Annotated in this window: 14 protein-coding genes; 6 read left to right on the top strand and 8 right to left on the bottom strand. The window is 62.8% G+C overall.

Features of this window, described 5'->3' with window-relative positions:
• Positions 1-6: 6 nt before the first annotated feature.
• The 6 genes from PR017_RS26800 to hutI form a co-directional block, all read right to left on the bottom strand.
• On the bottom strand, positions 7-306 hold the full coding sequence (locus tag PR017_RS26800) for a hypothetical protein (protein ID WP_133255611.1): 300 nt from the start codon (positions 304-306) through the stop codon (positions 7-9).
• Between the two features lie 163 nt (positions 307-469).
• Positions 470-1,129 (bottom strand): sulfite oxidase-like oxidoreductase, encoded by a 660-nt coding sequence (locus PR017_RS26795; protein WP_111221129.1) that lies wholly within the window; start codon positions 1,127-1,129, stop codon positions 470-472.
• 276 nt (positions 1,130-1,405) lie between these two features.
• On the bottom strand, positions 1,406-3,079 hold the full coding sequence (hutU, locus tag PR017_RS26790) for a urocanate hydratase (RefSeq protein WP_111221128.1): 1,674 nt from the start codon (positions 3,077-3,079) through the stop codon (positions 1,406-1,408).
• Positions 3,080-3,091: 12 nt separating this feature from the next.
• Positions 3,092-3,898, bottom strand: coding sequence for an N-formylglutamate deformylase (gene hutG, locus PR017_RS26785; RefSeq protein WP_111221127.1), 807 nt, complete (start codon positions 3,896-3,898; stop codon positions 3,092-3,094).
• A gap of 349 nt (positions 3,899-4,247) precedes the next feature.
• Positions 4,248-5,783 (bottom strand): histidine ammonia-lyase, encoded by a 1,536-nt coding sequence (gene hutH, locus PR017_RS26780; RefSeq protein ID WP_111221125.1) that lies wholly within the window; start codon positions 5,781-5,783, stop codon positions 4,248-4,250.
• Entirely contained in the window at positions 5,780-7,042 is a 1,263-nt protein-coding gene (gene hutI, locus PR017_RS26775) for an imidazolonepropionase (RefSeq protein ID WP_111221124.1), read from the bottom strand. Before hutI ends, hutH begins: the two co-directional genes overlap by 4 nt.
• 121 nt (positions 7,043-7,163) lie before the next feature.
• Here hutI and PR017_RS26770 point away from each other — a divergent pair, with 121 nt between their 5' ends.
• A complete protein-coding gene (locus tag PR017_RS26770) occupies positions 7,164-8,510 on the top strand; it encodes a formimidoylglutamate deiminase (protein ID WP_111221123.1) in 1,347 nt (448 codons plus the stop codon).
• A 35-nt stretch (positions 8,511-8,545) separates the two neighbouring features.
• On the opposite strand, the gene PR017_RS26765 is transcribed toward PR017_RS26770, so the two are convergent.
• Positions 8,546-8,668, bottom strand: a complete 123-nt coding sequence (locus tag PR017_RS26765; protein WP_257625765.1) for a hypothetical protein — start codon at positions 8,666-8,668, stop codon at positions 8,546-8,548.
• Between the two features lie 86 nt (positions 8,669-8,754).
• On the bottom strand, positions 8,755-8,904 hold the full coding sequence (locus tag PR017_RS26760) for a hypothetical protein (RefSeq protein WP_162854770.1): 150 nt from the start codon (positions 8,902-8,904) through the stop codon (positions 8,755-8,757).
• Between the two features lie 321 nt (positions 8,905-9,225).
• Here PR017_RS26760 and PR017_RS26755 point away from each other — a divergent pair, with 321 nt between their 5' ends.
• The 5 genes from PR017_RS26755 (at position 9,226) to PR017_RS26735 (ending at position 13,857) form a co-directional block, all read left to right on the top strand.
• Positions 9,226-10,068, top strand: a complete 843-nt coding sequence (locus PR017_RS26755) for a transporter substrate-binding domain-containing protein (protein ID WP_111221122.1) — start codon at positions 9,226-9,228, stop codon at positions 10,066-10,068.
• A 68-nt stretch (positions 10,069-10,136) separates the two neighbouring features.
• Entirely contained in the window at positions 10,137-10,862 is a 726-nt protein-coding gene (locus PR017_RS26750) for an ABC transporter permease (protein WP_111221121.1), read from the top strand.
• Positions 10,863-10,864: 2 nt separating this feature from the next.
• Complete coding sequence (locus tag PR017_RS26745; protein WP_111221120.1) at positions 10,865-11,569, top strand: ABC transporter permease; 705 nt, start codon at positions 10,865-10,867, stop codon at positions 11,567-11,569.
• A 22-nt stretch (positions 11,570-11,591) separates the two neighbouring features.
• Complete coding sequence (locus tag PR017_RS26740) at positions 11,592-12,362, top strand: ABC transporter ATP-binding protein (protein ID WP_111221119.1); 771 nt, start codon at positions 11,592-11,594, stop codon at positions 12,360-12,362.
• A gap of 4 nt (positions 12,363-12,366) precedes the next feature.
• Entirely contained in the window at positions 12,367-13,857 is a 1,491-nt protein-coding gene (locus tag PR017_RS26735) for an HAL/PAL/TAL family ammonia-lyase (RefSeq protein WP_111221118.1), read from the top strand.
• The last annotated feature ends 1 nt before the right edge of the window (position 13,858 follow it).

Genomic DNA, 13,858 nt, shown 5'->3' with positions numbered 1-13,858 from the left:
ATCCCTTTACGGGCAGTCAGAAAGCGGCGCAGCGTCGAAAGTGTTGCTGCGCATCACAGACGTCGTCGGGTTCGAGTCGCACTGGATGCGGGTCGGCGTGCGATTTGTGGTGCCGGTGAACGGCAGGTCGACATTGATGATACCGCTTGGCGAAATCGCGTCCTTCGAGTGATCGATGACTGCGCTGTAGACGGTTACCACGCGCGGACCCTTGGGAGTGACGCGCAGGGTGAGCGGTTCGGCGACAACAGCGGTGGCCATGCTCAAGGCGAGTGTCGAGGCAGCGAGTAATTTGAGAAACATCATGCTCTCCTGTCATTGATATGCGATGGCAGGGGAACACATGGAGCGGGGCTAAGTTCCGCACCCCGATGCGATCACGGTAAAATTGAAGAGACAGGCTTCACTCTCCGATCAATTGCACTGAGTGCGATTGTGGTGTCGGCAGATTGCCTGCGCTACTTCGAGTTCAGTCTTCCGTGTAGCGCTGCTCTCGCCAGGGATCGCCGCGCATGTGATAGCCGTTCTTCTCCCAGAACCCGGCCTTGTCCGATTTCATCAGGTCAATGCGTCGCAGCCATTTGGCGCTCTTCCAGAGATAGAGATGTGGCACGACAAGGCGCATCGGTCCGCCGTGATCGCGGCTGAGCGGCTGGCCCTCCCAGGCGGTGGCAAGGATTGCATCCTCGGCAGCGAAATCGGCCAGCGGCAGGTTGGTCGTATAGCCATCATAGCTGGTGAGCATGACGTAGTCGGCGTCCGTCTTTGGCATGACATGATCGAGAAGATCGCGGGTGGAAACGCCGTCCCATTTGTTGTCATAGCGCGACCATGTGGTGACGCAGTGCATGTCGCTGACCTTGCTGCTTTGCTCAAGGGCGCAGAATGCCGCCCAGTCGAGCGACAGCGGCACCTCGACCCGGCCACCAACCTCCAGCCGCCAGCTTGAAAGCGCAACTTCGGGCTGGGTGCCGAGATCGAGCACCGGCCAGTTCTTCACCAAATGCTGCCCCGGCGGCAACCGTTCGCTCTCCGCCCGGCTGACGCGACCGGTCAGAAACTTGCCCTCCGCCGCCCACCGCCGCTTGGAAGTGGTTAGCTTGCTATCCGAAACCGGCTCGTCCGTCATCGTCATCTCCCTAGTCATTCCACCGCGCGGAGAACAAGAAGTACCCGACCACACGCGCCGCGACAACACTGTCTGTGTCCGCGAACGGTGGCCGATTTTTTCGGGTGGGGACGTTGCATGGCTGCGGTTATTTTGCTTTCGGCGAAAGGACTTCATCCAAGAGTTGACCGCTCGGTTCGGACACGGGAAGCTGTTGGTTTAAAGGCAGAGGCCCGGGCATTGGATAATCGCGCAAGGCCACCGCCGAAGACGGCGGCCTTGGCTAACCTCGCGACCTCAGTTGCCGAGAATTCCCGGCAAACGGAGACCCTTTTCCTTGGCGCAATCGACGGCGATCTCGTAGCCAGCGTCGGCGTGGCGCATGACGCCGGTGGCGGGGTCGTTCCACAGGACGCGGGCGATGCGGCGGGCGGCGTCTTCCGAGCCGTCGCAGCAGATGACCATGCCGGCGTGCTGCGAAAAGCCCATGCCGACGCCGCCGCCGTGATGGATCGATACCCAGGTGGCGCCGGAGGCAGTGTTCAGCAAGGCGTTGAGCAGCGGCCAGTCGGAGACGGCGTCCGAGCCATCCTTCATCGCCTCGGTTTCGCGGTTCGGCGATGCGACGGAGCCACTATCGAGATGATCGCGGCCGATGACGACGGGCGCGGAAAGCTCACCGCTCTTGACCATTTCGTTGAAGGCCAGACCGATCCGGTCGCGGTCGCCGAGACCCACCCAGCAGATGCGGGCGGGCAGGCCCTGGAAGGCGATGCGTTCACGCGCCATGTCGAGCCAGTTGTGCAAATGGGTATTACCGGGCGTCAGTTCCTTCACCTTGGCGTCGGTCTTGTAGATATCCTCCGGATCGCCCGACAGCGCCGCCCAGCGGAACGGGCCGATGCCGCGGCAGAACAGCGGCCGGATATAGGCCGGGACGAAGCCGGGGAAAGCGAAGGCATTCTCCAGACCCTCGTCTTTCGCGACCTGGCGGATATTGTTGCCGTAATCGAGCGTCGGCACACCGGCGTTCCAGAAATCGACCATGGCGGCGACGTGGATCTTCATCGAGGCGCGCGCAGCGGCCTCGACTTCCTTCGGCGCAGTCTCCTGTTTGGATTTCCATTCGGCCACGGTCCAGCCTAGCGGCAGGTAGCCGTGCAGCGGATCGTGAGCGGAGGTCTGGTCGGTGACGATATCCGGCCGGACGCCGCGCTTGAAAAGCTCGGGGAAAATTTCGGCGGCATTGCCGATCAGCGCGATCGACTTTGCCTCGCCGGCCTTGGTCCAGGCATCGATCTTGGCCAGCGCCTCGTCGAGGCTGTCGGTCTTTTCGTCGACATAGCGGGTGCGCAGGCGGAAATCGGCGCGGGTTTCGTCGCATTCGACGGCGAGGCAGCAGGCACCGGCCATGACGGCGGCAAGCGGCTGAGCGCCACCCATGCCGCCGAGACCGCCGGTGAGGATCCATTTGCCCTTGAGGCTGCCGCCATAGTGCTGGCGTCCGGCTTCGACGAAGGTCTCATAAGTGCCCTGGACGATGCCTTGGGCGCCGATATAGATCCACGAGCCGGCCGTCATCTGGCCATACATCGCAAGGCCCTTCTTATCGAGCTCGTTGAAATGATCCCATGTCGCCCAGTGTGGCACGAGGTTGGAATTGGCGATCAGCACGCGCGGCGCATCCTTGTGGGTGCGGAACACGCCGACCGGCTTGCCGGATTGCACCAGCAGCGTCTCTTCCTCGGTGAGCGTCTTCAGTGTCGCGACGATGCTGTCGAAGTCTTCCCAGGTGCGTGTCGCCCGGCCGATACCGCCGTAGACGACGAGTTCGTTTGGGTTCTCGGCGACGTCAGGGTCGAGATTGTTCATCAGCATGCGCAGCGGCGCTTCCGTCATCCAGCTCTTGGTGTTGAGCTCCGGCCCGCGTGGCGCCCGGATCTCGCGGATGTTGTGGCGTGAATTGGTCATGACGAAATCCCCTTAGCTGATGAGGTCGAGCGCGATCTGTTCGATGCGCGACAGAATGGACTTGAGCGGAACGCGCAGCGCCTCGGCCTTTTCAGGATCATAGGCGAAGGGCGGAGCTTCGGCGGCAAGATGGGTCGATTGCGCCAGCTCCATCTGGATGGCATGGACGCCCGATGCCGGCTGGCCATAATGGCGGGTTGTCCAGCCGCCCTTGAAACGGCCGTTCAGCGTGCTGGTGTAGCCGGCGGCTTCAGCGGCGATGGCAACGGTTGCAGCCTCGATCGCCGGCGCGCAGGTCTTGCCCATGTCGGTGCCGATATTGAGATCCGGAAGCGTGCCCTCGAACAGGAAGGGAATGTGGGCACGGATCGAGTGGCAGTCATAGAGGACGGCGATGCCATGGATCGCCTTGACCCGTGCGATCTCGGCAGCAAGGGCCGCATGATAGGGCGCATGAAACGCCGACAACCGGGCGTAGGTGTCGCCGTCGGAAGGCTCGGCACCATCCCTCCAGATCGGCTTGCCGTCGAAATCCGTGCCCGGGATCAGGCCGGTGGTATTTTGACCAGGATAAAGGCTCGATCCATCGGGATCACGATTGGCGTCGATAACGTACCGATGGAAGGTGGCCCGCACCGTCGTCGCGTCGTCGAGCAGGCCGTCGTAGAGCCGGTGGATGTGCCAGTCGGTATCGGCGAGAATGCGGCCATTGTCGTTTAGTCGCTCCCAGATATCCGCTGGTACGTCGGTGCCTGTATGGGGGAAGGCGAGCACAACGGGCGAGGAGCCCCGGCGGACTTCGAAAACAGGTGCGCTCATTGAATGGTCTCCGTAGCTTGCGCAGATGTAAAGTCGGCGGACGCAACGCCCACCCCGTCACCCCGGTGGCCAACTATCCGCTCGTTGGCGTCCACACTACGCATGGCTGCCCCCGCGCCGGCACCAACCACACCCTCATTCCTGTGCCTGTCACAGGAATCTAGCCACGGCGCGTCTGCGCCGTGAAATGACACTTTTGAAGCGAAGGAAGCCTCCTGCGCCGCAGACGCGGCGCACTGGATCCCTGTGACGAGCACAGGGATGAGGGAAGTTCGGAGGGAGCCCACTGGTCCCCACGGCCTGGGCGACCTTGGCGTCCATAAACTGCCCCCTGGAAATGCCTCCATAATCAACCCTCCAGACCCGGCAGGATACCCTCGGACACCGATGCATTCAGTGTGCCAGATGATACCAGGTCGCTGGCTGCTGCAAGGTCGTTTGCCATGTAGCGGTCCTCGTCGAGCGTCGGCACGACGCGGCGGATGGCGGCGACGGCGGCGGTGAGTTCGGGGCTGGTGACCAGCGGCGCGCGGAACTCGATCCCCTGGGCCGCCGTCAGCGCTTCGATTCCGATGATGCCAAACAGGTTGTCGGTCATCTGCAGCAACCGGCGCGCACCGTGACAGGCCATGGAGACGTGGTCTTCCTGGTTGGCCGAAGTCGGTGTGGAATCGACCGAGGCCGGGTGCGACATCTGCTTGTTTTCAGACATCAGCGCGGCAGATGTTACCTCGGCGATCATCAGCCCGGAATTGAGCCCGGGCTTTTTGGCAAGGAATGCCGGCAGGCCGTGCGACAGCGTCGGATCGACCAGCAGCGCAATGCGACGCTGGGCGATGGCGCCGATCTCGCAGATGGCGAGCGCGATCTGGTCGGCGGCGAAAGCCACCGGCTCCGCGTGGAAATTGCCGCCGGAGACGACCGAATTATCGGACAGCACCAGCGGATTGTCGGTGACCGCATTGGCCTCTATCTGCAGGGTTTTAGCCACCTGGCGCAACAGATCCAGGCAGGCGCCGTCGACCTGTGGCTGGCAGCGGATGCAATAGGGATCCTGGACGCGCTCGTCGCCCTCGATATGGCTTGCGCGGATGACCGAATTGTCGAGCAGCGCCCGCAGCGCAGCAGCAGTGTCGATCTGGCCCTGATGGCCGCGCAGGGTGTGGATATCGGCATGGAATGGCGCCGACGAGCCCATCGCCGCATCGGTCGACAGCGCCCCTGTGATCAGCGCCGCCTGGGCGGCCCTGTGGGCGCGGAAGAGGCCTGCGAGCGCCAGTGCCGTCGAGGTCTGCGTGCCGTTGATAAGCGCCAGGCCTTCCTTGGCGGCCAGCACCATCGGCGTCAGCCCGGCCTTTTCCAATGCCGCACCACCGCTCATTCGTTCGCCGGCAAAAAATGCCTCGCCTTCACCCATCATGACCGCCGCCATGTGGGCCAGCGGCGCCAGGTCGCCGGAAGCACCGACCGAGCCTTTTTCCGGAATGACGGGGATAACCCCCCTCTCAAGCATTGCCTCGATCAGCCGCAGCATTTCGAGCCGCACGCCGGAGGCGCCGCGCCCGAGCGACACCAGCTTCAGGGACATGATCAGCCGGACGATATTCTCGGTCAGGGGCTGGCCGACGCCGCAGCAATGGGAGAGGATCAGATTGCGCTGCAGCGTCGCGACATCGGCACGGTCGATCTTGATCGACGCCAGTTTGCCGAAGCCGGTGTTGATGCCGTAGACCGGCGCATTTCCAGCGGCAATCTCGGCGATACGGGCGGCGGCACGCTCGATACCGGCGTCGAACGAGCGATCGAGGACGACAGGTTCACCCGTCCAGTAGATGATCGAGAGATCGGCGAGCGTCACCGAGCCTGGATGGAGTGTGATGGTCATCGATCGATCCTCCCGCCCTTGAACAGGTGCGCATACAGCGGATTGAAACCAATCCGGTAGACAAGTTCGGCCGGGCTATCGACATTCCAGACGGCGAGATCTGCCGATTTGCCGACCTCGATGGTCCCGGTTTCGGCGAGCAGGCCGAGAGCCCGCGCTGCCTCGCGGGTCGTCCCGGCAATGCACTCCTCGACCGTCAGGCCAAACAGGGTCGCCGACATGTTCATGGTAAGCAGCAGGGATGTCAGCGGCGAGGTTCCGGGATTGCTGTCGGTGGCAATGGCGATCCTCACCCCAGCATCGCGCAAGAGTTGGACCGGCGGCTTCTGCTTCTCGTTGATGGCATAGAAGGCGCCGGGCAGCAGCACAGCCACCGTACCGCTCGCGGCAAGCGCCGCCACGCCTGCAGCGTCCAGATATTCGAGATGATCGGCCGACAGGGCGCCATAGGAGGCCGCGAGCCTGGCACCGCCGAGATTGGAAAGCTGCTCGGCATGCAGCTTGACCGGCAGGCCGAGCGCCTTGGCGGCGTCGAACACCCGGGCGATTTCGGATGGCGCGAATGCGATACCTTCGCAAAATCCGTCAACGGCATCGATCAGGCCTTCCGACGCACCCTGCCGCATGCCGGGAAGCACAATCTCGTCGATATAGGCGTCGTTGCGCCCCTTGTAGTCGACGGGCGTCGCGTGTGCTGCGAGATAGGAGGTGACGACGCGGACCGGACGGATGCGTTCAAGAGCCCGGGCGGCGCGCAAGATCCGCAGTTCGGCGTCGATGTTCAGGCCGTAGCCGGACTTGATTTCGATGGTGGTCACGCCTTCGACCAGCAGCGTGTCCAGCCTCGGCAAGGCGGCCGCGACAAGACCCTCGACAGACAGGGCGTTGGTGGCAGTGACCGAGGAAACGATGCCGCCACCAGCGCGCGCAACTTCTTCGTAGGAGGCGCCTTCGAGCCGCATTTCAAACTCGCGGGCGCGATTACCGCCATAGATGATGTGCGTGTGGCAATCGACCAGTCCGGGGGTAACCCAGCGCCCTTCGAGGTCGAGGATGTCGGCGGTCTCGATGGCCCAGACCGGCAATTCGGTCTCCGGGCCGGCATAGGCAATGCGGCCGTTCTCGACGACCATTGCAGCCTTTTCGACGATACCGAGGCCGGGCAGGCGGCTGTCCAGCGTCGCAAGGCGGGCGTTGCGCAGCAGACGTGGGCGGCCTAGAAATGCGGTATTCTGTTCGGAGGAATTGTTCCCGGTCATCAGCTTTGCGCCTTTCTTTATGACTTAACATGTATATACATAATAACCGTGTGACAAGCGGAAATATGGCGGCTGGCGAGGAACCTAGGACGGATCGCCCGCAAATAGAAGGGGAATGCCGATGGTCGGACTTCACGCAGGATCGGCCCTATTGCCAACCGGCTGGCAAAAGGACGTACGCATAGAGATTGCCGACGGGCGCATCGTCAGCATCGCTGCGGGCGTACCGGCCGAGGCAGCCGACGAGCGCCACGCAGTGCTCGTACCCGCGATGCCCAACCTGCACAGCCACGCTTTCCAGCGGGCGATGGCAGGTCTTGCCGAAGTGCGAGGCCCCGGCAGCGACAGCTTCTGGAGCTGGCGGACGGTGATGTACAAGTTCGCCCTGTCGATGACGCCCGAGGATGTCGAGGCGGTTGCGGCCGAACTCTACATGGAGATGCTGGAGGCCGGCTTTTGCCGCGTCGGGGAATTCCACTACCTGCATCACGATAAGGACGGCAGGCCCTATGCCAACATTGCCGAATTGGCCGAACGCATCGGTGCTGCCAGCAGTCAAGCCGGTATCGGCCTGACGCTGCTGCCGGTGCTTTACGCGCGGTCCGGTTTCGGAGGCGGTCAGCCGATCGAGGGCCAACGCCGCTTTATCAATACGCCGGATAGCTTTGCGACGCTGATGGAGGGATGCCGGCAGGTCATTGGCGCGCTGGAAGGCGCCGTGCTCGGCCTTGCGCCGCACAGCCTGCGGGCAGTGACGCCGGAAGAACTAAGCTTTGCCGCAGAGCTTGGGCGGAACGGTCCAATCCACATCCACGTCGCAGAGCAGGTCAAGGAGCTAGAGGACTGCATTGCCTGGTCCGGCGCACGGCCCGTCGAATGGCTCCTCGACCATGCCGATGTCGATGCGCGCTGGTGCCTGATCCATGCGACACATATGACAGAGGATGAAACGATACGCATGGCCAGCAGCGGCGCGGTGGCAGGCCTCTGCCCGATCACCGAGGCCAACCTTGGAGACGGGACATTTCCTGCCCCGCAGTTCCTGTCAGAGAGAGGGCGGTTTGGCATCGGCTCGGACTCGAACGTCCTGATCTCGGTGCCGGAGGAGTTGCGCCAGCTGGAATATTCTCAGCGCCTCGACCTCCGCGCCCGAAACGTTGCAGCACCGCAAAACGGCTCTACCGGTCGCGCTCTGTTCGATCAGGCGTTGATGGGCGGTGGTATCGCGCTCCAAACCGCGACAGGGCTGGAAAAAGGAAACTACGCCGATCTCGTATCGCTGGATGTCTCCGCTGTGCCCTATCTCGAAGGCGACCAGTTGCTGGATCACTGGATCTTTGCCGGAGGTGTGCGGATCGACAACGTCTGGGCACTCGGGCGCAAGCAGGTCAGCGGTGGGAAGCATGTCGGGCGCGACGGGATCCGAAAGCGTTTTGTTGCCACTATGACCCGACTGATTTCGGCTTAGACGAGAGATGTATCGTCAGAGAGACCAGGCTCAGCCTAGTTGATGGAGGCTTCCAGCTTGGAACCCTTGCCGGTCATCTCTTCGCCCGCCGGTGTCAGCATCGACAGGCTGAGAACAGACACCACCATGATCGTTACGACGGCTATCATTACTCGCATTGGACTTTTCCTTGTGAACTTGCCCGACAAACGCACCGCGTAGCAGACAGTTCCGTAGGTGGGGTCCTGCGCCCGACAATACCAGCTTACTGCTGCGGATTTGCACCAGGTTGCTGCGGCGCAAAGGGTTCGGCCTGGCGGATGGTGTGCGTCGGATTGACCAGCAGGATGCTGAGCACGATCATCACCAGCGCAAGAATGAGAGTGAGACCGATCAAGAGGGGGCGAATGGCCATCGGCGGCTGTCTCCGTTCATCACCGAAATTTGAGAATCACAGGTCTATCAGAAATGCTTGAAGTTTCTGAGGCATATCCGGCATTTTCATAAATATAGACTTATGTCGCAGCGAGGCCTATGCGAGACGCAGACTGGATCGCCCAATCCTTAAGCAGCAATCAAATTTGCATATTAAATAAGGGGCGGCTTGCCGCGCCTCCGAAATCTCATATGGTGCATTGGCTTTAAACCATTTTACACCGAGGCCATGTCGAGGCAGCAACCCGGCACAGACCGGCAGTGCAACGACGCGGCCAATTTTGCCCCCAGAGGAGAGACCATGAAAATCAATGCATTGCTACTATCGGGCGCCGTGGCGCTGGCCACCCTTGCCGGACCTGCCGCCGAAGCCAAGGACTGGAAAACCGTCACCATCACGCTCGAAGGCGCCTATGCGCCCTGGAACATGACCAATGCCGATGGCACGCTGGGCGGCTTCGAGCCGGAGCTGGCCAAGGTGCTCTGCGAGAAGGCCAAGGTCGAGTGCAAGCTCGTGGCCTCCGATTGGGACGGCATGATCCCGGCGCTCAACGCCGGCAAGTTCGACATCATCATGGATGCCCTGTCGATCACCGACGAGCGCAAGCAGGTCATCGACTTCACCGTTCCATATGCTGCGACGCCAGCAGCCTTTGCCGTCGCCAAGGACAGCCCGCTGGCGAATGCTGCCGGCACCGGCAAGACCATCACCATGGCACCCGGCCAGACGGGCGTGGCGGAGATCGAAGCGCTGAAGAAAGCCTTCAAAGGCAAGACAATCGGTATCCAGGCCGCCACAGTCTACGCCAAGTTCGTCTATGACAACTTTGCAGACATCGCCACGATCCGCGAATACAAGACCGGCGCCGATCGCGACCTCGACCTGCAGAACGGCCGTATAGATCTCGGCTTTGACGACGCCGTCTATTTCGAAACCGCCTTCGAAGCAGCCAATGGCGCGCTCGGCTTCTCCGGCCCGCAGATTGCCGGACCCATCTGGGGTATCGGCGAAGGCCTCGGCGTTCGCAAGTCCGATACAGACCTGCGCGACATGTTCAGCGCGGCCATCAAGTCGGCACTCGCCGATGGCACCGTCAAGACCCTGTCGATGAAGTGGTTCAAGACCGACGTCAGCCCGAAATAACTTCCAACAGATGCCTCCGGTCGATAGGACCGGGGGCATCCAATGTTTTCGCCATTTCGGAATAACAGATGTCGACATTGCAACTGCTGGGCTTCGGTTCGACCGGGTGGGGCGCCCTGCTTCTCGTAGCAACGCTGCTGACGCTCGCCGTCACTGCAGCGGCGCTGGCAATCGGCGCCATTCTCGGCACCCTCGTCGCCGCAGCCAAGCTTTCCGGCAACAGGCTTCTGTGGGCGCTCGGCCATGCCTACACCACCGTCTTTCGCGGCGTGCCTGAACTGCTGATCATCTATCTCATCTATTTTGGCGGCTCGAGCGCCCTGACCTCCATCGGCAAGGCACTGGGCTACGACGGCTTCCTTGGCTTGCCGTCCTTTGCCGCCGGAGCCCTTGCCGTGGGGGTCATCTCAGGCTCCTACCAGGCTGAAGTATTTCGCGGCGCCTACCTGGCGATCTCGAAGGGCGAACTGGAAGCCGCCTCGGCGATCGGCATGGGCACGCGACTGCGCTTCCGCCGGATCATCCTGCCGCAGGTGCTCAGGCTTGCCATCCCCGGCCTCGGCAATGTCTGGCAGCTGAGCCTCAAGGATTCAGCCCTGATCTCTGTTACCGGGCTTGCCGAACTGATGCGCACCAGCCAGGTGGCCGCCGGCTCGACGCGGCATTATTTCCTGTTCTTTATCGCCGGCGGGTGCCTCTACCTGATCCTGACCAGCCTTTCGGACCAGGTTTTCAACCGCGCCGAACGTCGCGCCAACCGCAGCATGCCGTCGGCAACAATGGGGAAGGCCTGATCATGGATATCGCCTTCCTGTCATCGACCATGGCTACGCTGCTCGCCGCCCTGCCGATGACGCTGGCCCTGTTCATCACGTCGATCACCCTAGGAGGCCTGCTGGCGCTGGGGCTCGTCTGGATGCGCACCGGCGGCAATCCGATCCTGTCGGGCTTCGCCAAGGCCTATATTTTCGTGTTTCGCGGCTCGCCGCTGCTGATCCAGATGTTCCTGATCTTTTACGGCCTCGGCCAGTTCGGCATCATCCGCTACTCGTTTCTCTGGCCGCTGCTGCGCGAGCCCTTTGTCTGCGCCGTGCTGTCGCTGGCGCTCTGCACGGCCGGCTACACGGCCGAAATCTTTCGCGGCGGTATCCGCGCCGTTTCGCCGAAGGAGATCGAGGCGGCCCGCTCGATCGGCATGTCCGGCTTCCTGCTGGTCCGCCGCATCCTGGCGCCCATTGCCTTCCGCCATGCGCTGCCTGCCTATTCGACCGAGATCGTGCTGATGTTGAAGTCGACGGCGCTCGCAAGCCTCGTCACCGTCTGGGAGGTAACCGGCGTCGCCCAGCGGCTGATCTCGCACACCTACCGGACGATGGAGGTATTTCTCTGCGCCGCCGTCATCTATCTCGTCCTGAATTTCATCATCCTGCAGGCCTTTGGCTTGCTCGAATATCGCCTCTCCCGCCATCGCCGCGCAGCGCCGCAGGCTTTGAAGGCGTAACGCAGTCTGAACTGGAGCGACCATGGCCCGCGTCAACCGACTTTCGGTCCGCAATATCCGCAAGAGCTTCGGCACCCACGAGGTGCTGCGCGGCATCTCGCTGGATGCCGAGGATGGCGACGTCATATCCCTGCTCGGCGCCTCCGGCTCCGGCAAGTCGACATTCCTTCGCTGCATCAACCTGCTCGAAGTCGCCAATGACGGCGAGATCTGGGTGGATGGCGAGCAGATCCGCATGATCCACAAGAACGGGCGGAGCAAGCCGGAGAGCAACCGCCAGGTCGACCATATCCGCTCGGAACTCGGCATGGTGTTCCAGTCGTTCAATCTCTGGTCCCACATGACCATCCTGCAGAATGTCATAGAAGGCCCGATCCACGTGCTGAAGCGGCCTCGTGCGGAAGCCGTCGCCGACGCCGAAGCGCTGCTCGAGAAGGTCGGCATTGCGGACAAGCGCCACGCCTACCCGGCCCATCTCTCCGGCGGCCAGCAGCAGCGCGCGGCGATTGCCCGGGCGCTGGCGATGAAGCCGAAGGTGATGCTGTTCGACGAACCAACCTCGGCGCTGGATCCGGAACTGGTCGGCGAGGTGCTGCGCGTCATGCGGGCGCTGGCAGAAGAGGGCATGACCATGCTGGTCGTCACCCACGAAATGAGCTTTGCCCGCAACGTCTCCAACCGCGTCGTCTTCATGCGCGAAGGGCTGATCGACAGTTCCGGCAGCCCGGAAGAGATGTTCGGCGGCGGCGGCTCGCCGGCGTTCCGCCAGTTCATCGGCAATTTCGGAAGCTGATCCCATGACCGTCACTCTTGAATCAAAGCTCGGCTGGCGCGACGTCGCGGCCATCGCAGGCGGCGAAGACCTGTCGCTCGCCCCCGAAGTCTGGGCGCGCATCGACAATGCCAGCCGCATCGTTGCCCGCATCGTCGAAACGGGCAAGCGGGCCTACGGCATCAACACCGGCGTCGGCGCCCTGTCGGATACGGTGGTCGACCTCGCATCGCAAAGCAAGCTGTCACGCAACATCATCCTCAGCCATGCCTGCGGCGTCGGACCGCTTCTGGCCCGGCGCGAAGTCAGGGCGATCATCGCCGCCCAGATCGCCAATTTTTCCCACGGCTATTCCGGTGTGCGCCGCGAGATCGTCGACCACCTCCGGACGTTTCTCGACAAGGACTGCATTCCAGACGTCCCCTGCAAGGGATCGGCAGGCTACCTCACCCACAATGCCCACACGGCACTGGTGCTGATCGGCGAGGGTGCGGCCCATGTTGCCGGACAGCCTATGACCGGTCGCCAGGCGCTTGCAGCAATCGGCCTTGCCCCGCTGGTGCTGGGTGCCAAGGAGGGTCTCAGCCTTGTCAACGGCACGGCCTGCGCCACCGGGCTTTCCTGCGTGGCACTGGCGCGTGCAGCCAATCTTCTCGACTGGGCCGATGCCATCGCCGCCCTGACGTTCGAGGCAGCCGGCGGACAGATGGCAGCTTTCGACGAGACCGTGCTCGCCCTCAAGGTTTCGGATGGCGTCCAGAAAGTAGGCGCATCGTTACGGCGGCGGCTCGCCGGCAGCGGTCTGATTGCGGCAGCGCTCGGCAAACGCACGCAGGATGCCCTCAGCCTGCGTGCCATCCCGCATGCCCATGGCGCAGCCCGCGATGTCTTCGAAAATTCCGCCCGCGTGGTCGACCAGGAACTGGCCTCCGTCACCGACAATCCCGCCGTCTACGGCACGCCGGACCATCCCGTCGTCTCCTCGGAGGCCCATGCCGTGTCGCCGGCACTCGGCCAGGCGGCGGACGGCCTCGCGATTGCGTTGGCGCAGATCGCTGCGATGAGCGAACGCCGGATGGACCGGCTGGTCAATCCACTGGTGAGCGGCCTGCCGCCGTTCCTCGCCAGCGACGCAGGCAGCCATTCCGGCCTGATGATCGCCCAGTACAGTGCCGCAGCGCTCGCCAACGAAAACCGTCGGCTGGCTGCTCCCGCCAGTACCGATGGCGGCCTGACATCGGCGTTGCAGGAGGATTTTCTCGCCCACCCGACCGCCGCCGCCAACAAGCTGCTCGCAGTGCTCGACAACGCCGAGTACATCCTTGCGATTGAACTGATGGCCGCCGCACAGGCACATGACTTCCTGGCTAAGGCGGCAGCGCGCGCCGATGGCACAGAGACGATTTACCGGCTTGTCCGCAGCCGCGTCGCGCATTATGCCGACGACCGTCCGCTTGGCGGCGACATCGAGGCGATCAAATCAATGATCCGCGACATGCCACCGCCGCCTTACTGAA

This window comes from Rhizobium tumorigenes, assembly GCF_003240565.2.
GTDB classification, from domain to species: Bacteria; Pseudomonadota; Alphaproteobacteria; order Rhizobiales; family Rhizobiaceae; genus Rhizobium; species Rhizobium tumorigenes.
This window is presented reverse-complemented; position numbering and strand designations above follow the sequence as displayed.

Excerpts from the sequence above, each read along its gene's own strand:
- PR017_RS26800 (WP_133255611.1), bottom strand. The coding sequence starts at position 306 with ATGATGTTTCTCAAATTACTCGCTGCCTCGACACTCGCCTTGAGCATG.
- PR017_RS26795 (WP_111221129.1), bottom strand. The coding sequence starts at position 1,129 with ATGACGGACGAGCCGGTTTCGGATAGCAAGCTAACCACTTCCAAGCGG.
- hutU (WP_111221128.1), bottom strand. The coding sequence starts at position 3,079 with ATGACCAATTCACGCCACAACATCCGCGAGATCCGGGCGCCACGCGGG.
- hutG (WP_111221127.1), bottom strand. The coding sequence starts at position 3,898 with ATGAGCGCACCTGTTTTCGAAGTCCGCCGGGGCTCCTCGCCCGTTGTG.
- hutH (WP_111221125.1), bottom strand. The coding sequence starts at position 5,783 with ATGACCATCACACTCCATCCAGGCTCGGTGACGCTCGCCGATCTCTCG.
- hutI (WP_111221124.1), bottom strand. The coding sequence starts at position 7,042 with ATGACCGGGAACAATTCCTCCGAACAGAATACCGCATTTCTAGGCCGC.
- PR017_RS26770 (WP_111221123.1), top strand. The coding sequence starts at position 7,164 with ATGGTCGGACTTCACGCAGGATCGGCCCTATTGCCAACCGGCTGGCAA.
- PR017_RS26765 (WP_257625765.1), bottom strand. The coding sequence starts at position 8,668 with ATGCGAGTAATGATAGCCGTCGTAACGATCATGGTGGTGTCTGTTCTC.
- PR017_RS26760 (WP_162854770.1), bottom strand. The coding sequence starts at position 8,904 with ATGGCCATTCGCCCCCTCTTGATCGGTCTCACTCTCATTCTTGCGCTG.
- PR017_RS26755 (WP_111221122.1), top strand. The coding sequence starts at position 9,226 with ATGAAAATCAATGCATTGCTACTATCGGGCGCCGTGGCGCTGGCCACC.
- PR017_RS26750 (WP_111221121.1), top strand. The coding sequence starts at position 10,137 with ATGTCGACATTGCAACTGCTGGGCTTCGGTTCGACCGGGTGGGGCGCC.
- PR017_RS26745 (WP_111221120.1), top strand. The coding sequence starts at position 10,865 with ATGGATATCGCCTTCCTGTCATCGACCATGGCTACGCTGCTCGCCGCC.
- PR017_RS26740 (WP_111221119.1), top strand. The coding sequence starts at position 11,592 with ATGGCCCGCGTCAACCGACTTTCGGTCCGCAATATCCGCAAGAGCTTC.
- PR017_RS26735 (WP_111221118.1), top strand. The coding sequence starts at position 12,367 with ATGACCGTCACTCTTGAATCAAAGCTCGGCTGGCGCGACGTCGCGGCC.